Consider the following 18,456-nt stretch of genomic DNA (forward strand, 5'->3'; position numbering starts at 1 on the left):
STRCSSATNDATACTNTRYCHNAGCDTGGTTAAGCTACTAAGAGCACACGGAGGATGCCTAGGCGCTAGGAGTCGACGAAGGACGTGGCGAACAACGAAATGCTTCGGGGAGCTGTAAGCAAGCTTTGATCCGGGGATGTCCGAATGGGGAAACCCGGCTGGTGTAATAGCCAGTCACTCACATCTGAATACATAGGGTGTGAAGAGACAGACGAGGGGAACTGAAACATCTAAGTACCCTCAGGAAGAGAAAACAAAAGTGATTCCGTCAGTAGCGGCGAGCGAAAGCGGAATAGCCTAAACCAATCAGCTTGCTGGTTGGGGTTGTGGGACGTCTCACATGGAGTTACAAAGGAACCGATTAAACGAAGAGGTCTGGAAAGGCCCGCCATAGAAGGTAAAAGCCCTGTAATTGAAAGTCTGTTCTCTCCGAGACGGATCCCGAGTAGTGCGGGGCACGTGAAATCCCGTATGAATCCGCCAGGACCATCTGGTAAGGCTAAATACTACCTAGCGACCGATAGTGAAGCAGTACCGTGAGGGAAAGGTGAAAAGCACCCCGGGAGGGGAGTGAAATAGAACCTGAAACCGTGTGCTTACAAGAAGTCAGAGCCCGATCTATGGGTGATGGCGTGCCTTTTGTAGAATGAACCGGCGAGTTACGTTCCCGTGCAAGGTTAAGGTGAAGAGCCGTAGCCGCAGCGAAAGCGAGTCTGAATAGGGCGACTTAGTACGTGGACGTAGACCCGAAACCGTGTGATCTACCCCTGTCCAGGGTGAAGGTGCGGTAACACGCACTGGAGGCCCGAACCCACGCATGTTGAAAAATGCGGGGATGAGGTGGGGGTAGCGGAGAAATTCCAATCGAACTCGGAGATAGCTGGTTCTCCCCGAAATAGCTTTAGGGCTAGCCTCGGTGTTAAGAGTCGTGGAGGTAGAGCACTGATTGGGTGCGGGGCCCGCCAAGGGTTACCAAGCTCAGTCAAACTCCGAATGCCATAGACTTATAACCGGGAGTCAGACAGTGAGTGCTAAGATCCATTGTCAAAAGGGAAACAGCCCAGACCATCAGCTAAGGTCCCCAAGTGTGTGTTAAGTGGGAAAGGATGTGGAGTTGCAAAGACAACCAGGATGTTGGCTTAGAAGCAGCCATCATTTAAAGAGTGCGTAATAGCTCACTGGTCGAGTGACTCTGCGCCGAAAATGTAACGGGGCTAAACACACCACCGAAGCTATGGCTTGATACGTATGTATCAGGGGTAGGGGAGCGTTGTATGTAGGTTGAAGGTGTACCGTAAGGAGCGCTGGACAGCATACAAGTGAGAATGCCGGTATGAGTAACGAAAAGACATGTGAGAATCATGTCCGCCGAAAGCCTAAGGGTTCCTGAGGAAGGTTCGTCCGCTCAGGGTAAGTCGGGACCTAAGGCGAGGCCGAAAGGCGTAGTCGAAGGACAACAGGTTGAAATTCCTGTACCACCGTAAGCCGTTATGAGCAATGGGGTGACGCAGTAGGATAGTGACGCAGACTGATGGATGTCTGTCCAAGCAGTGAGGCTGATGTGTAGGCAAATCCGCACATCGATAAGGCTAGGCTGTGATGGGGAGGGAAAATTGCAGTACCGAAGGTCATGATTTCACACTGCCAAGAAAAGCCTCTAGCCAGGTGATGGTGCCCGTACCGCAAACCGACACAGGTAGGCGAGAAGAGAATTCTAAGGCGCGCGGAAGAACTCTCGTTAAGGAACTCGGCAAAATGACCCCGTAACTTCGGGAGAAGGGGTGCCCCGGTAGTGTGAATAGCACGAGGGGGCCGCAGTGAAAAGGCCCAAGCGACTGTTTAGCAAAAACACAGGTCTGTGCGAAGCCGTAAGGCGAAGTATACGGGCTGACGCCTGCCCGGTGCTGGAAGGTTAAGGGGAGTGGTTAGGGGTAACCCGAAGCTATGAACCGAAGCCCCAGTAAACGGCGGCCGTAACTATAACGGTCCTAAGGTAGCGAAATTCCTTGTCAGGTAAATTCTGACCCGCACGAATGGCGTAACGACTTGGGCGCTGTCTCAACGAGAGATCCGGTGAAATTTTAATACCTGTGAAGATGCAGGTTACCCGCGACAAGACGGAAAGACCCCATGGAGCTTTACTGCAGCTTGATATTGGACTTTGGTACGATCTGTACAGGATAGGTGGGAGCCTTTGAAGCATGAGCGCCAGCTTGTGTGGAGGCGACGTTGGGATACCACCCTGATCGTATCGGAGTTCTAACCTAGGACCGTAACCCGGTTCGGGGACAGTGTCAGGTGGGCAGTTTGACTGGGGCGGTCGCCTCCTAAAGAGTAACGGAGGCGCCCCAAGGTTCCCTCAGAATGGTTGGAAATCATTCGAAGAGTGCAAAGGCATAAGGGAGCTTGACTGCGAGACATACAGGTCGAGCAGGGACGAAAGTCGGGCTTAGTGATCCGGTGGTACCGCATGGAAGGGCCATCGCTCAACGGATAAAAGCTACCCTGGGGATAACAGGCTTATCTCCCCCAAGAGTCCACATCGACGGGGAGGTTTGGCACCTCGATGTCGGCTCATCGCATCCTGGGGCTGAAGTAGGTCCCAAGGGTTGGGCTGTTCGCCCATTAAAGCGGTACGCGAGCTGGGTTCAGAACGTCGTGAGACAGTTCGGTCCCTATCTGTCGTGGGCGTAGGAAATTTGAGAGGAGCTGTCCTTAGTACGAGAGGACCGGGATGGACATACCGCTGGTGTACCAGTTGTTCCGCCAGGAGCACCGCTGGGTAGCCAAGTATGGACGGGATAAGCGCTGAAAGCATCTAAGCGTGAAGCCCCCCTCAAGATGAGATTTCCCAATTAGTAAGACCCCTTGAAGACGACGAGGTTGATAGGTTGGAGGTGGAAGCGCAGCAATGTGTGGAGCTGACCAATACTAATCGGTCGAGGGCTTATCCTATAAATTAATTCGCAAAAAGTTGTTTCGTATCTAGTTTTCAGGGTTCAAACCTTGAATAAGTATTCCGTTTGGTGTCGATGGCGGAGGGGTTCCACGCGTACCCATCCCGAACACGACCGTTAAGCCCTCTAGCGCCGATGGTACTTGGACCGCAGGGTCCTGGGAGAGTAGGACGATGCCAAGCACATAAAGACCGTTGTTGAGATGAAATTCTCAATGGCGGTTTTTTTATGTTTTCATGTATTATATATCAACAATCCATAAATGTTTTGACTCGTCCGCTCCCTACCAAGGCTCAAGCTCGACCATGGTCATTGATGTGAAGAATGACGGTGGATTATTAAGTTATACATCATCTATTCCCTTTGTTCAGCAAATGAGATCCGATCATAATCCTAGCATTCGAGATATTCACGCTCTTCTCGGTCTACTTCATAAAAAGCATATTTATGCAATAAGGCGTATAGTCACATTCAAAGATCCACACCTTGCGCGTCAAAAACCGGAGTGGGCCATACATAAAAAAGACGGTGGTTTGTGGCAAGATATAAAGGGAACGCTATGGACAGATCCTTATCAGAGGGATGTGTGGGATTATAATATTGCCATTGCAAAGGAAGCAGCCGCACTTGGATTTGATGAAATCCAGTTCGATTATGTACGGTTTCCCGATAACGGCAGCCGTGTAAATCAGGGAGTAGGTTTTGCTAATAAGCACCATCTTAGCAAAGAAAAAACCATCGTCCAATTCTTCCATCGGGCCTGTCCAGAAAACCATCGTTCGGGTTCTTATTTGTCTGCCGATGTGTTCGGTCTAATCACGTCTTCCACAACAGATATGGGGGTCGGCCAAGTGTGGGAACAGGTTACACGCGAAGTCGATGTGATCTCGCCGATGACATATCCATCCCATTATTCATCGGGCATGTATGGAACTCGGCAGCCTGATTCAACCCCAGATGAAGCCATTCGCCATACCATGATGGATGCCAAATTACGGAATGTACAGGTTGTCCAAAGTGTCTCATCTCTCTCCGTACCCGCCGCAGCCATGCTTACAACCAAGCCAGCGGAAATACGACCATGGCTTCAGAATTTCACGGCAACATGGGTTCCCTCCTATCGGGTATATGGAATCCAAGAAGTACGGCAATAAATTAAAGCGTTAGAGGAGCAAGGAATTAGGCAATTTCTACTCTGGAATTCAAAATGTAAGTATAACTATAAATGACTGAATTTTTCGATTGTTGCGACTGTTTCAATGTATGCGATTACCATGCCTCACGTCCTTGACAGCCTATAACCCCTTTGCTAAGATTGCAATAATATTCAGAAACAACTATTCATTTAAGGGAGGAATAATCCGGTGTGGGAAACAAAGTTTGCTAAAGAAGGGTTAACTTTTGATGACGTGCTTTTAGTACCTCGTAAGTCCGAGGTGTTGCCTAGAGAGGTTGACACTTCTGTATCACTTAGTAAATCAGTTAAATTAAACATCCCGATGATTAGTGCAGGTATGGACACGGTAACTGAATCTGCATTAGCCATTGCCATTGCTCGTGAGGGCGGTATTGGGATTATTCATAAAAATATGTCGATAGCACAACAAGCCGAAGAAGTGGATCGTGTTAAAAGATCGGAGAGCGGCGTAATCACGAACCCCTTCTCATTAACTCCTGAACATCACGTATATGATGCGGAAGCATTAATGGCGAAATATCGCATTTCTGGCGTTCCTATCGTAGACGAAGATCATAAGCTTGTAGGGATTTTAACGAATCGCGATTTGCGCTTTGTTCATGACTTTGCGATTAAGATCAAAGAAGTGATGACTCATGAGAACTTGGTTACAGCGCCTGTAGGCACAACATTACAAGAAGCTGAAGTGATTCTTCAACAACATAAGATCGAGAAGCTTCCGATTGTCGATGACTTCAATACGCTTAAAGGTCTTATTACTATTAAAGATATTGAAAAAGCCATTCAATTCCCACGTGCAGCGAAAGATGCGCAAGGTCGTCTTCTTGTAGGCGCAGCTGTAGGGATTTCAAAAGATACATTTGAACGTACAGAAGCATTGGTACAAGCCGGTGCAGATGCGATCGTGGTGGATTCCGCGCATGGTCATCACATCAACATCATCGAGGCGGTCCGCAAGCTGCGTGAAGCTTATCCAGAATTAACAATTATCGCTGGTAACGTAGCAACGGGTGACGGTACACGTGAATTGATCGAAGCTGGTGCTTCCGTTGTCAAAGTAGGGATTGGTCCAGGTTCCATTTGTACAACACGGGTGATCGCGGGAATTGGCGTTCCTCAAGTAACAGCAGTCTATGATTGCGCAACTGTGGCTCGTGAGTACGGTGTACCGATTATTGCAGACGGCGGGATTAAATACTCTGGTGAAATCGTGAAGGCTCTTGGTGCAGGCGCGACAGCAGTGATGCTCGGCAGTATGTTCGCAGGTACGGAAGAAAGCCCAGGCGAATCGGAAATTTACCAAGGTCGTCGTTATAAAGTATATCGGGGTATGGGTTCCTTAGGCGCAATGAAAGAAGGAAGTAAAGACCGTTATTTCCAAGAGAACGAGAAGAAGCTTGTTCCCGAAGGTATTGAAGGTCGTGTAGCTTACAAAGGACCTTTATCCGACACCATTCACCAATTAATCGGCGGTCTTCGTGCAGGTATGGGTTACTGTGGAACGGCATCGATTGACGAGTTGAAGAATGATACGCAATTCGTTCGTATCACAGGTGCTGGATTACGTGAAAGCCATCCGCATGATGTGCAAATTACGAAAGAAGCGCCAAACTATTCGGTATAATGCGACAATTTGATATAGAATACCAAATTCAGACAGGGTAACTTTACCCTGTCTGTCTTTTTTTGCGGATAGGCGTGTGTTACAATGTTTCTATGCTTTAAATGGACATAAGATTTTGAGAGTACGAGAGGAGCCTACCGGTTTTGAAAGAGAATAATTATACGAAAACACGCCAACATAAAAAACGTCAAATTATGAAAAAGACGATTGCCATATTTATAGGTTTTCAACTATTGTGCGGCACATTAGCCCCTATGATGATGTTTGCAGAGGGAAAAGCGGCAACAACAGCTGCAACTACAACGCCAACGACGACTGCAGCGGATATCAGCAGCAAGATGCCTACTGCGGCTTCCTTAAATTTAGAAGTAAGTTCCGCCATCTTAATGGAAGCATCCACAGGTAAATTACTTGTTGATATTAATGCTGACGTTGCCTTGCCTCCGGCAAGTATGACGAAAATGATGGCCGAGTACATCGTTACGGAGCAAGTAAAGCAAGGGAAGTTAAAATGGGATACGGTTGTTACGACGAGTGAAAATGCATCTAAGGCTATCGGCTCGCGAATTTTCTTGGCTCAAGGTGATCAACATACAGTTGAAGAGCTGTTTATCGCGATGGCGGTAGGTTCCGCGAATGATGCTACGATAGCGCTTGCTGAACACGTCGCAGGATCTGAGCAAGAATTTGTGAAGATGATGAACGATACGGCGAAGAAGATGGGCATGAAGTCCGCTTACTTCATCAACTCCACTGGTCTTAGCCGTGCAGATATGCCGGAGAAATATCGTCCAGCTGAAGATCGTGAGACGGTGATGTCCGCACGCGACGTGGCGATCCTAGCACAACATATTGTCAAAGATCATCCAGACTTTGGCAAGTTCACTACGATTCAATCGTATAAATTCCGTGAACGTGATAAAGCACCAATTATCAACTACAACTGGATGCTGGAATCTAATAAAAACATTCAATCATTCAAAAAATATGCTTACGAAGGGCTTGATGGTCTGAAAACGGGCCATACAATTGCAGCTGGTATGTGCTTTGCAGGTACGGCTGAACGTAATGGCATGAGATTAATTAGCGTTGTCATGGGCGCTAAGACAGAAGCTAAACGTTTTATCGAAACGAAAAAGGTTCTGGATTATGGGTTCAATAACTTTGAAGTGAAGCAAGCTGTGGCATCGAAATCGGTGGTTCAAGGTGCTGAAACGGCAAAGTTGAAAAAAGGGAAATCTAAAAAAGTAGCTGCTGTGACGGAATCAGCTGTTAGTTTTGTTGTGCCGAAAGGTGCCAATGTAGATAACGTCACATTCACGACGAAATTAGATGACACGCTCATTGCTCCAATCAAGAAGGGGCAAAAGGTCGGGGAAATTACGTATACGTATAAAAACGATCAGAATGAGCAAAAAGAAACGGTGAACCTTGTAGCTGCTGAAGATGTAGAAAAAGCAGGTTGGTTACGTCTATTCTTCCGTGCCATTGGCGATTTCTTCGCTGATTTATTCAGCGGGATCAAAAATCTTTTCTAAATCGGTTGAATTCCGAGTCAATGGGTTGTCTATTTCAGGTGCATACTGTAAAATATTTTGTTAGATTCATAAATTTTCATGTAATATGTTGATCCTAACAAATCATTGTATTTCATATAAATTTCGGGGGGCAAATGACTATGGAAACAGGTACATCTCGTGTAAAAAGAGGTATGGCAGAAATGCAAAAAGGCGGCGTCATCATGGACGTCATGAACGCTGAGCAAGCAAGAATCGCAGAAGCTGCAGGTGCAGTGGCGGTTATGGCTTTGGAACGCGTTCCTTCGGATATTCGTGCAGCAGGCGGCGTCGCTCGTATGGCCGATCCAACCATTTTTGAAGAAGTTGTAAAGACTGTTTCTATTCCAGTTATGGCGAAAGCACGTATTGGGCACTATGTTGAAGCGAAAGTATTGGAAGCTCTTGGTGCAGACTATATTGATGAATCTGAAGTCTTGACCCCTGCAGATGAAGTATTTCATATTAATAAGAAAGAATTTACGATACCATTCGTATGTGGAGCCAAGGATTTGGGTGAAGCACTTCGCCGAGTAGGTGAGGGTGCATCCATGCTTCGTACGAAAGGTGAACCTGGAACAGGCAATATCGTGGAAGCTGTTCGTCATATGCGTCATATTAACAGCCAAATTCGCAAAGTACAGAACTTGTCGAAGGACGAGCTGTATGCAGAAGCGAAGAATCTAGGCGTTTCTTATGATTTGTTGCTTGAAGTTCATGAGTCCGGTAAACTCCCTGTTGTTAACTTTGCTGCCGGCGGTATTGCAACGCCATCGGATGCTGCATTAATGATGCATCTTGGCGCTGACGGCGTATTCGTAGGATCAGGTATTTTCAAATCCGATAACCCTGAGAAATTTGCTCGTGCGATTGTTGAAGCAACAACGCACTACACAGATTACAAACTCATCGCTGAAGTATCGAAGAACTTGGGTACGCCGATGAAGGGGATCGAGATATCGAAATTACATGCATCTGAGCGTATGCAAGATCGCGGTTGGTAAGAAGCTTTAAGGTTGAAGAGGGAAGGGACTTGCAATGAAGGTTGGAGTATTAGCGCTGCAGGGAGCTGTAGCTGAACATATCCGCAGTATTGAACAAGCAGGCGCAACAGGTGTCATCGTGAAGCGCGTAGAACAGCTAGAAGAGCTTGACGGATTAATCATTCCGGGCGGGGAGAGTACGACGATCGGTAAATTGATGCGGAAGTATGATTTTATCGATGCGGTTCGTCAGTTTTCTGCACAAGGGAAGCCGATTTTTGGTACCTGTGCGGGACTCATCGTTCTTGCCGAACGGATCGAGGGGCAAGACGATGCGCATTTGGGATTAATGGATATGACGGTTGCTCGGAATGCCTTCGGCCGTCAACGTGAAAGCTTTGAAACAGATCTGCCTGTAAAGGGGATCGAAGAGCCAATCCGTGCGGTGTTCATCCGTGCGCCGTTAATCACGCAGGTTGGTCCTGAGGTAGAAGTATTATCCACGTTTAATGGAGAGATTGTAACAGCTCGTCAAGGCCATTTGCTAGCGGCTTCGTACCATCCAGAGCTAACGGACGATTATCGTCTGCATCAATATTTCCTGGATATGATTAAAGCTTCTGCGAATGTAGAACGATAATCCATAAGGTAAATAAGCACCTTGACTCTTTCACAAGGGTTAAGGTGTTTTCATTGGAGGGAACCCCATTGTTAGATGTTAAAATTTTACGTAATGAATTTGAACGTGTAGAGGAAGCGCTTAAAAATCGCGGTAAGTCGTTAGAGTTGGTCGCTGAATTTCCAGCGCTAGATGTCCGCCGTCGTGAATTGCTGCAAGAGAGTGAGACATTAAAGAATCGTCGTAATGTCGTATCACAGGAAGTAGCAAGATTAAAAAAGGCGCGTGAGAATGCGGACGATCTTATTCTTGAAATGAGAGAAGTATCGGATCGGATTAAGGAAATGGATGAGGAAGTACGCACACTCGATGAACGTATCACGGAGTTAACGCTTGCGATTCCGAATATTCCGAATGAAAATACCCCGATCGGTGCGTCGGAAGATGATAATGTAGAGCTTCGCAAATGGTCAGAACCAAGATCATTTGACTTCGAACCGAAAGCCCACTGGGATATCGCACAAGATCTAGGCATTCTAGATTTTGAGGCAGCTGCGAAGGTAACAGGTTCTCGCTTTGTGTTCTATAGAGGTTTGGGGGCACGTCTGGAGCGCGCATTGCTTAACTTCATGATGGATCTACATAGCGATCAGCACGGGTATGAAGAAATTTTGCCGCCTTATATCGTCAATCGCGACAGTCTGATTGGTACAAGCCAATTGCCAAAATTCGAAGAAGATCTGTTTAAACTTCGGGATACGGATTATTACTTGATCCCTACAGCAGAAGTGCCTGTAACGAATATTCACCGCGAGGAAATTCTGAATGTTGAAGATTTGCCGAAGAAATTCGTTGCTTTCAGCGCATGTTTCCGTTCCGAGGCAGGCTCTGCCGGTCGCGATACACGCGGTCTGATTCGCCAGCATCAATTCAACAAAATTGAGCTCGTGAAATTAGTGAAGCCGGAAGAGTCTTATGCAGCATTAGAAGAGTTAACCGCCAATGCGGAGAAAGTGCTTCAATTGCTTGAGCTTCCATACCGTGTGCTTGCCCTTTGTACGGCAGATATTGGTTTTGCGTCTGCGAAGACATATGATTTGGAAGTATGGCTTCCAGAGAGCAATACGTACCGTGAAATCTCCTCGTGCTCGAACTTTGAGGATTTCCAGGCTCGTCGTGCGAATATCCGCTTTCGTCGCGAAGCCAAAGGGAAACCAGAGTTCGTTCATACATTGAATGGCTCAGGCCTTGCGATTGGACGTACTGTGGCTGCAATCCTTGAGAATTACCAACAACCGGATGGCAGTGTAAGCATTCCAAAAGTGCTTCAACCTTACATGGGCGGCCTCGAAAAAATTTCTAAGAAATAAAACTTGCTTTTTATATAAAAGGTATGGTATGATATTTTTTGTCACGAAGAAATATTATTTGGAGAGGTACCGAAGTGGTCATAACGGGGCGGTCTTGAAAACCGTTAGGGGGCAACTCCACGTGGGTTCGAATCCCACCCTCTCCGCCATAACCTTACATGAGATAGACCCTAGCGTCAGATATGGCGGCTAGGGTCTTTTTGCATATTCCAACAGCGGATCAGCCTGAATAAAAGAAGGCATCTCTTCACACATTAACACGTGAACGTAAGCAGGAGGTGTACTTTTAATGAACCAAGATCAGTTAGTCACTGCTTGGCAACAAACGTTGCCTACAACCTTGAATCATGGCGACCAAGCCGAAATTCAGGCGGACGGTGCGAACCCGAATGCGCTACGCATCCATATTGACGCCTCAGGGCGTCAAATGTACTCATTCGACTTCTCATGCGCCTATGTCGATTCACGCGAAGTACGCGTGGATCTGGTGGATGTGGAGCGTGATGGCGTAACCGTGGACGAGCGTAATGATGTCATTCAAGAGCTGGCGCAGAATTATACGCGTCATATCCACGAATGTGCTCAAGTGCTTCAGAGTGTTACAAATCCGGATTAACGGCTGTAGACCAATAGGGCTAAGGAGGTAACAACATGACGAAGGCAAAGGGCTCGCTCGATAAAAATTTGAGCAATGTCGTCGATGATCTGGATCAAACGGCTGTAAACAGCCATCAAGCACAACAGCAGCAGCAAGATTCAAATGACCGTCGGCATCAAGATGCACTGAATCATGATCATCCGACAGATCTAGAACATTTCTAAATCATAGCGAAGCGGAGGCGAATCTAATGGCTGGTAAATCGAAAGCGGTACCCGTACCGGAAGCACAAGTTAAGGAACGTCACCATGCAGCAGATAACGGAACAGGCCAACAAGAGCCGTTGTCTGGATCCAAGAAAACAAAACAACATAATCATGTTTCACACAATAATCCACAAGGTTAATTCGGGTTAATTTTCGCAAAAAAAACCTTAATTCTAATTAAATTTAGAATTAAGGTTTTTTCTTGGTGAAATGTTTTATATAATAAGTAGTATAGTAACTAAAATATTTCACAGGGTAAGAGAGAGGGGAATTCTATGCAAGACGAACATCATGCTCAAAGCGCAGTAGAGACCATTTCAACAAGGAAGCATTTAAGCACGCCATTACCCATCATTTTAAAGCGCGTCATCTTCATTATTATCGGTGCGGTTCTGATGGCTGTTGCCCTAGAGATGTTCCTAGTCCCTAATAGTATCATTGATGGCGGGATTACAGGTATATCCATTATTTTAGCGCACTTAACCGGCTTAAAGCTAGGTATCTTCTTATTTGTTCTCAATTTACCGTTCTTATTTATTGGTTATAAACAGATTGGTAAGACCTTCGCGTTATCGACATTGCTCGGTATCGCTGTGATGTCTTTAACGACGGTTTGGTTCCATCATGTTGATTCATTTACAAGCAATCCATTATTGGCTTCTGTATTCGGAGGGATTCTACTCGGTATCGGTGTCGGTCTGGTTATCCGTTTTGGAGGTTCATTGGACGGAACAGAGATCATCGCTATTCTCATTAGTAAGAAAATTCCTTTCTCGGTCGGACAGATTGTCATGTTCTTCAACTTATTCATCCTGAGCAGTGCGGGTCTCGTCTTCGACTGGGATCGTGCGATGTACTCGTTAATCGCGTACTTTATTGCTTATAAAATGATGGATACAACGATTGAGGGCTTTGACGAGTCGAAATCGGTATGGGTTATCAGCGAGAATCATCGCGAGATCGGGGAAGCTTTGCTTAGCCGTCTGGGTCGGGGTGTAACCTATCTGAATGGGGAAGGCGGATTTTCAGGGGATACGAAGAAGGTTATTTTCGCCGTTATTACACGTCTTGAGGAAGCTAAGTTAAAGACGATTGTCCATGATATTGATCCAACGGCTTTCTTAGCGATCGGTAACATCCATGATGTAAGTGGTGGACGATTTGCAAAAAAAGATATCCATTAGCGGATGAAAATTGTTGGAAAAATTTACAGAAAGCCATTTTCAATTCATTGGAAATATACTATGATAGAACGGTATTCCATTTTTTATTGAATTGAAGGGGGAAAATTAGTTTTGAACAGGAAAGTGTGGATGTCATTATTGGTGGGCATGCTAACGATCATGTTGGTGTTGTCTGGTTGTGGTTCGGCCAAGAAAGATCCGAAGGAAGCATTACAGCTTGCGATGGAGAATGCAGCAAAGTTAAGTTCTTATGAATTTAACACGTCCTTTATCATTAACGATCTAAGTGTTACGAGTCCTGAGATTACGACGAATCCGGAGATCGGCATGGTATATAACATGCTGAAGAATGCACAAGTTACGGTGAAGGGTGCATACCAGAAAGACCCGATGCAGCTCGAAATGAACGTTGATCTGACGATCAAAGGGGATGCGTCATTCACTCTAAATATTCCGGTTGTCATGACAACGGATAAGATGTGGGTTAAAATTCCGAATATTCCGATGCTGCCATTGCCTGAGAACTTGGTTGGCAAATTCGTAGAAGTAGATCTGAAGAAACTTGCAGAAGAAGCTGGAAATCAAGCAACTGTAGGTGCAATGGATACGGTGAAAGCGCAAGAGCTTGGTAAAGAGATCATGAAAATTGTATTCGATAAATTCGATGGCAAGACCTTCTTCCAAGAAGTCGATACGAAGGATGTAACGGTCCCTGCAGGAATCGAAGCGAAGCAAGTGATCAAGCTTGCAGTAACGAACGAGAATCTAGATCAAGGTCTAACGACACTTGTGAAGGATGTTCTGCCTCCGGTATTGGATCTACTTGCGAGCGACAAATATAAGGATGTTGTCGGCGTAACGAGTGCAGATGTTGCGGAAGCGAAGAAATCACTGTCTGACGAAGCTGAATTGAAAAAAGGGTTAGAGGAATTGAAGAAGACGCTGAAGATTAATGATTTCAACATCATTACCGCGTTGAATAAAGATAACTACCCTGCTTATCAAGAAGCGAACGTGAAGGCTGATGTGACATCAGATGGTGAAAGCGTCAAGTTAGACTTGAAGCTGACTTCTGAAACGACGAACATCAACGGTAAACCTAACTTTACAATTACAACACCGCCAGCGGATGTTATTCCGATGGATGAATTATCACAGATGTTCGGCGGATAGGTGCCGGCACAGCGCAATAATAAGTGAAGAAGAACCCGTCGAGGAATCGACGGGTTTTTTGTTGAATTTATATATCATTGGTGATTACAGTGTGCAGCCATATGTTTTATTCACGATGATTCGTCCATTGTTATTTTGCCGGTCTTATTTCCGTCATGCCGCGCATATAAGGCTGCAGGGCTGTGGGAATACGGATCGATTCATCAGCTTGCTGATGATTCTCGATCAGCGGGATCAGGATGCGTGGCGAGGCGACCATCGTGTTATTGAGTGTATAACAATATCTTGTCTGGCCTTCCTCATCACGGTAGCGTATGCGCGAGCGTCGGGCTTGAAACTCAAGCAAGCTCGAAGCCGAATGGGTCTCGCCATAACCATCCCGGCTCGGCATCCAGGTCTCGATGTCGTATTGTTTGTAGTTTTTCTGCCCCATATCTCCGGTGCATACCGCAACAATCCGATAAGGGAGTTCTAACTGCTCTAGTAGTTCTTCGCTGTTATGCACAAGTTGCTGGAGCATGTTCTCGGCTACGTCCAAATCATCTCGGCAGAGGATCACTTGCTCCACCTTGGCGAATTGATGGACGCGATAGAGCCCACGCACATCTCGGCCTGCCGAGCCCGCCTCACGCCGGAAACAGTTCGATACGGCGGCGAGTTTGATCGGTTCGGTGACATCGACGATTTCATCGCTGTAGTACGAGACGAGCGGTACTTCACCCGTACCAACGAGCCAAGCGCCATCTTCAGGCAACGCATAGGTCTGCTCACGGCCGCCAGGGAAGAAGCCAGTGTTGGTGAGGGCGTCCTCGCGAGCGAGCAGCGGGACGTCCATGACGGTGAAGCCTCGATCGCTGAGCATATCGAGGGCGAGCTGCTGCACGGCGCGGTGCAGGTACAGCCCAGCGCCGCGCAGGAAGTACTGGCGCGTACCGGCGACCTTGACGCCGCGCGCGAAGTCGAAGAGATCACACGCCTCGCCGAGGGCGATGTGATCTCTTGCGTCGAAGCCGAAACGGGGGCTATCGCCCACCCGTTTCACTTCGACGTTGTCAGCGTCGCTCACGCCAATGGGCGTGTCTGGCGACGCCAGGTTGGGCACGAGCAGCATGAGCTCGTGCCATGCTTGGACCGCGTCGCGCAGCTCGCGTTCCAGGCCCTTCAGCACGGCTCCTTGGTGCCGTGCTTCTGCTTGGATGCGCATCGCTTCGCTCGATGCGCGGTCCATGCTCGCGCTTCTCTGCGCGAGCTCATTGCGCGTGCGGCGCAGGGCTTCGACTTGCTGAAGCAAGTCGAGCCGCCGCACGTCGCTCTCGATCACCGCCGCAATGGATACGGCGATGCCTTTCTGATCTGCGATCTGTTGTAACTGATCTGCGTGGTTGTGAATAAATTTCATGTCTAACATGTGGATTTGCCCCTTCCGCGTGCATATTGGTGTTTTGACTATATAAAAAAACACAAAAAGCGCCCTCATCCGATTGGGACGAGGAGCGCTATGCTCGCGGTGCCACCCAACTTGATCTGATTTGTCAGGCAAATCAAATCCACTTTGGTACCGCGGTTAACGGGGCGGTGGCCGGTCTACTTAGGGGGTTCGAGGGGTGATCCTTGAGAACCCTGGTCGTAAACGCCTCAGAGTTGGATGCTCTTCATTGGCATAATTCCGATCTAAAATTATTGTATGCATTATAACGTAGATTGACCTCTTCTGCAAGGTTTACTCGCGGTCATGTTGCGGTCGCTCATCTTTGAATAGACCCCGATAGAGGTTTTTCTCATATTTCTCGTAGAAACGCTTACCGTCTGTGTAAGGACGCCATAGGCGGATCTTTTCACTCCGCTGCTTTGGCTCTATTATGACGCAATTGGCGGAAAAAATTCGTTAGAAGGAGGGCGCATTCTTCTTGTCGAACGCCATCGACAACTTCGGTACGGTGATTAAACCGCGGTTCCTGCAGCAAATTCATCAGTGTCCCTGCGCATCCTGCTTTTGGATCCGTTGTGCCATAGACCACGCTCGGTACGCGGGCTTGAACAATTGCCCCTGCGCACATCGGACATGGCTCTAAGGTCACATATAACGTGCAATCCAGGAGGCGCCAAGCGCCAAGTTTCTCGCTCGCTTGTCGAATGGCGATCATTTCTGCATGTGCTGTCGCATCAAATGTCGTTTCCCGCAAATTGTGACCTCTTCCGACGATTTGATCTTGCCAGACGATGACGGCTCCGATCGGCACCTCTCCAATGGCTTCCGCTTTTTGTGCTTCACGGATGGCTTCATCCATCCAGTTCTCATGACTCATTTCTTGCATCCTGTGGATACCTCCTGCTTTTGTGCGACGAACATTTATTCGTTGTTAACATGATGTGCACAACTTTGTGGATAACTTTAAATTTGTACACAGATTTGTGCACATATTATTCTATTCATCCACAGACCTGTGTGTAAAATGTGTATAACATCGAATCTATTGTAGATAAATATCCCCTATAGTTCAAGTGTGAACAAATGTTCTTTGCTAAGTAGGCGGGAAGAGAGTATTATTAATAGGGAAAAACATCCCAAATATAACCAACTCTAGTAGGCATAAGGTGGAGTGAACGTTGTCGATAAAAGTAAAATTGTCCCTTATTATATCCAGCACGTTGCTTGTGATTATGCTTTGTAATATTGTGCTTAGCTATTATTCGACAAAGGAAAACTTGAGGGAAGACAGCGAGACCAAAATGCTGGCTACCGCGCGACAAATCGCGATTGAAGTCGATCAAGCGCAAACGGCCAAGACTTATGTCGAGCAACTGATTGATGATAAACTGCACTTAGCATCGCGGGCCATCGCCAATGAGCTGAGTCACGATATCGGACAGGTAACCAATGAGCAGTTAGTAGAGTTGAGTGCAAAGTTTGGCATATCGCATATATCGCTGCTTGTACCGGGTGAGAAAAAGACCACGATTGTAAAATCTTCGAATTTAGCAGATCTGAACGTACAGACGAATGACTGGTATTTTGGTTATGGTGAGTATCAGAATTTCCTTAGGCCTACGATTTGGTTGGAACTTGCACAGGAGAAGACTTCAGAGCTGTTCTGGCCAGCTCCTTTCGAAGCAAGCCAGATCTCAGTCCGTGAGGAACAACGAAGCTTCTTTGTGGATAATAAACGCAATTATATTATTAATGCGTATATGCTCAACCGCGACTTGAAAGACTATTATCGGATTTCCAAGATGGATGATATCGTGCAGAAGTCGATTAAGGCCAATTCCAATATTCTTGAAGTAACGGGTATTCACCCGCAGCTGTTCAAGCATATATCTGCCTTGTCGCCGCCATTGAATAACCAGGAAGAGCGTGAAGGCTACTATCGTGCCTTGCAACCGATATCCTTTGGTACCTATGCCTACATGGACCCATCCAAAGATATCGAGAATGTACAAAAAGCTGCACAGGGGGAATATGTAACGTACGAGACTGAACTTCACGGCAAACATGTCATGAAGAGTTTTATCCGAATATCCAACGATACGCCTTATGTCATTAGCATTGTTATGGATTACAAAGTGATCTCATCGGTCTTGAATGAACAACTGGTGAATAACATTGCGATATCTATCGTGTTATTAGAAATGATGGTCATTAGCAGTTATTTGATTGCAGGTCGCATGATTCGGCCGATCCAATCGATCTTACATAAAGTCAATGATGTGGCGAATGGGAATTTCGGCGCCAGACTGAAGGTGAAGAGTAAAGATGAGTTAGGCTTGCTCTCACGGCGTATTAATATGATGGCAAGGAATTTAAGTATTTATACCAATCAGCTGCAGCAGACCTATGAAGAGAACCGGGCGATGAAAGAGTATTTAGAGTCCTTTATCAATCAGACCTCGGATGCCATCCATGTCGTGGATCTGGAAGGTCGGGTCATTCTAGCGAATTATGCGTTCCAACAGCTGTTTGGGTGGCAGCCTGATCAAGTGATCGGCAAACAGGTCAATATTATTCCGGAATCGAAGCTGGAAGAAGAGGAAGAGGTTCTAAGGATGCTTGCTTCGGGCGAACATCTGATGGCGAGGGAAACGCAACGTTGTACCAAAGACGATCGAATGATTGATGTTAGCGTATCTACCTCGGCGATTTATGACGATAATGGCAAATGCATCGCGTTTGCTAGTATTACGCGGGATGTGACCGAGAGCAAGAAGATGGAAGAATTGCTTCGCCGTTCCGAGAAGTTAACCACGGTCGGGCAGCTTGCTGCCGGGGTGGCTCATGAAATTCGTAATCCGCTGACCACGCTGCGCGGTTTTCTTCAGTTCCAGCAGCAGAGGAATGTACTCAATTTAAATCATACCGATATTATGTTGTCGGAATTAGACCGTATTAATCTCATTGTTAGTGAATTTCTCATTCTTGCGAAGCCGCAAGCCGTGCATTTTCAGAAGAAGGATGTTAGATTTATATTAGGTGATGTCATCTCGCTATTAGATAGCCAGGCCAATATGGTGAACATTCATTTTGATACGTTTTTTACGCAAGAGAGATGTGTAATTGAATGTGAAGAGAATCATCTGAAGCAGGTCTTTATTAATATTTCTAAAAATGCGTTTGAAGCTATGCCATCCGGCGGTACGATTCAATTGCGTATCGAGATTTGGAATGAGACGTATGTCCGCGTGCAGATTATCGATCAGGGACATGGGATTCCGGCAGAGAATATTCCTATGCTGGGACAACCTTTCTATACCGATAAAGAAACGGGAACAGGGCTTGGCCTTATGGTGAGCCAGCGTATTATTCATAATCACAAGGGTACACTGGAAATTACGAGTGTCGTGAATGAGGGCACAACCGTAACGATTCTATTGCCTGTGTCACCGGAAGGAGAAACGGAGCCATCTAACGGGTTAATTGACATTTGAGGTGA

The 18,456-nt window shown here is 46.6% G+C and carries 14 protein-coding genes, 1 tRNA gene and 2 rRNA genes; 15 read left to right on the plus strand and 2 right to left on the minus strand.

From position 1 onward, the window contains the following. Positions 1-27: 27 nt before the first annotated feature. The 14 genes from BVG16_RS28045 to BVG16_RS28105 all read left to right on the plus strand — a co-directional run bounded on the left by BVG16_RS28045 (position 28) and on the right by BVG16_RS28105 (position 13,528). Positions 28-2,955: ribosomal RNA gene (locus BVG16_RS28045) — 23S ribosomal RNA — on the plus strand. A 67-nt stretch (positions 2,956-3,022) separates the two neighbouring features. Then, positions 3,023-3,139: ribosomal RNA gene (gene rrf, locus BVG16_RS28050) — 5S ribosomal RNA — on the plus strand. Positions 3,140-3,262: 123 nt separating this feature from the next. Further along, entirely contained in the window at positions 3,263-4,111 is an 849-nt protein-coding gene (locus BVG16_RS28055) for a putative glycoside hydrolase (RefSeq protein WP_158081821.1), read from the plus strand. Between the two features lie 210 nt (positions 4,112-4,321). Beyond that, positions 4,322-5,779 (plus strand): IMP dehydrogenase, encoded by a 1,458-nt coding sequence (guaB, locus tag BVG16_RS28060; RefSeq protein WP_078502512.1) that lies wholly within the window; start codon positions 4,322-4,324, stop codon positions 5,777-5,779. A 143-nt stretch (positions 5,780-5,922) separates the two neighbouring features. Then, entirely contained in the window at positions 5,923-7,317 is a 1,395-nt protein-coding gene (locus BVG16_RS28065; RefSeq protein WP_408635389.1) for a D-alanyl-D-alanine carboxypeptidase family protein, read from the plus strand. A gap of 140 nt (positions 7,318-7,457) precedes the next feature. Beyond that, positions 7,458-8,339 carry a pyridoxal 5'-phosphate synthase lyase subunit PdxS gene (pdxS, locus tag BVG16_RS28070; RefSeq protein ID WP_078502513.1) on the plus strand — a complete coding sequence of 294 codons (882 nt, stop codon included), beginning with the start codon at positions 7,458-7,460 and terminating at the stop codon, positions 8,337-8,339. Positions 8,340-8,373: 34 nt separating this feature from the next. Next, entirely contained in the window at positions 8,374-8,958 is a 585-nt protein-coding gene (gene pdxT / locus BVG16_RS28075) for a pyridoxal 5'-phosphate synthase glutaminase subunit PdxT (RefSeq protein WP_078502514.1), read from the plus strand. Between the two features lie 68 nt (positions 8,959-9,026). Next, positions 9,027-10,307 carry a serine--tRNA ligase gene (gene serS / locus BVG16_RS28080; protein ID WP_078502515.1) on the plus strand — a complete coding sequence of 427 codons (1,281 nt, stop codon included), beginning with the start codon at positions 9,027-9,029 and terminating at the stop codon, positions 10,305-10,307. 60 nt (positions 10,308-10,367) lie between these two features. Next, a tRNA-Ser gene (locus BVG16_RS28085) sits at positions 10,368-10,456 on the plus strand. A 140-nt stretch (positions 10,457-10,596) separates the two neighbouring features. Next, positions 10,597-10,923 carry a hypothetical protein gene (locus BVG16_RS28090; protein ID WP_078502516.1) on the plus strand — a complete coding sequence of 109 codons (327 nt, stop codon included), beginning with the start codon at positions 10,597-10,599 and terminating at the stop codon, positions 10,921-10,923. A 35-nt stretch (positions 10,924-10,958) separates the two neighbouring features. After that, on the plus strand, positions 10,959-11,129 hold the full coding sequence (locus BVG16_RS33215) for a hypothetical protein (protein ID WP_198957547.1): 171 nt from the start codon (positions 10,959-10,961) through the stop codon (positions 11,127-11,129). 26 nt (positions 11,130-11,155) lie between these two features. Continuing rightward, positions 11,156-11,311 carry a small acid-soluble spore protein P gene (locus BVG16_RS28095; RefSeq protein WP_078502517.1) on the plus strand — a complete coding sequence of 52 codons (156 nt, stop codon included), beginning with the start codon at positions 11,156-11,158 and terminating at the stop codon, positions 11,309-11,311. A 135-nt stretch (positions 11,312-11,446) separates the two neighbouring features. Next, positions 11,447-12,355: a YitT family protein gene (locus BVG16_RS28100; RefSeq protein WP_078502518.1), complete on the plus strand. Its 909-nt coding sequence runs from the start codon at positions 11,447-11,449 to the stop codon at positions 12,353-12,355. A 111-nt stretch (positions 12,356-12,466) separates the two neighbouring features. Then, on the plus strand, positions 12,467-13,528 hold the full coding sequence (locus BVG16_RS28105) for a hypothetical protein (RefSeq protein WP_078502519.1): 1,062 nt from the start codon (positions 12,467-12,469) through the stop codon (positions 13,526-13,528). A gap of 130 nt (positions 13,529-13,658) precedes the next feature. On the opposite strand, the gene serS (BVG16_RS28110) is transcribed toward BVG16_RS28105, so the two are convergent. Then, positions 13,659-14,936, minus strand: a complete 1,278-nt coding sequence (serS, locus tag BVG16_RS28110; protein WP_078502520.1) for a serine--tRNA ligase — start codon at positions 14,934-14,936, stop codon at positions 13,659-13,661. A gap of 427 nt (positions 14,937-15,363) precedes the next feature. After that, entirely contained in the window at positions 15,364-15,843 is a 480-nt protein-coding gene (gene tadA, locus BVG16_RS28115; protein ID WP_078502521.1) for a tRNA adenosine(34) deaminase TadA, read from the minus strand. 292 nt (positions 15,844-16,135) lie between these two features. Between tadA and BVG16_RS28120 the strand changes: the two genes are divergently transcribed. Beyond that, entirely contained in the window at positions 16,136-18,451 is a 2,316-nt protein-coding gene (locus tag BVG16_RS28120) for an ATP-binding protein (protein ID WP_078502522.1), read from the plus strand. Positions 18,452-18,456 lie beyond the last annotated feature (5 nt).

The organism is Paenibacillus selenitireducens (genome assembly GCF_002021565.1).
Lineage (GTDB): Bacteria > Bacillota > Bacilli > Paenibacillales > Paenibacillaceae > Paenibacillus_K > Paenibacillus_K selenitireducens.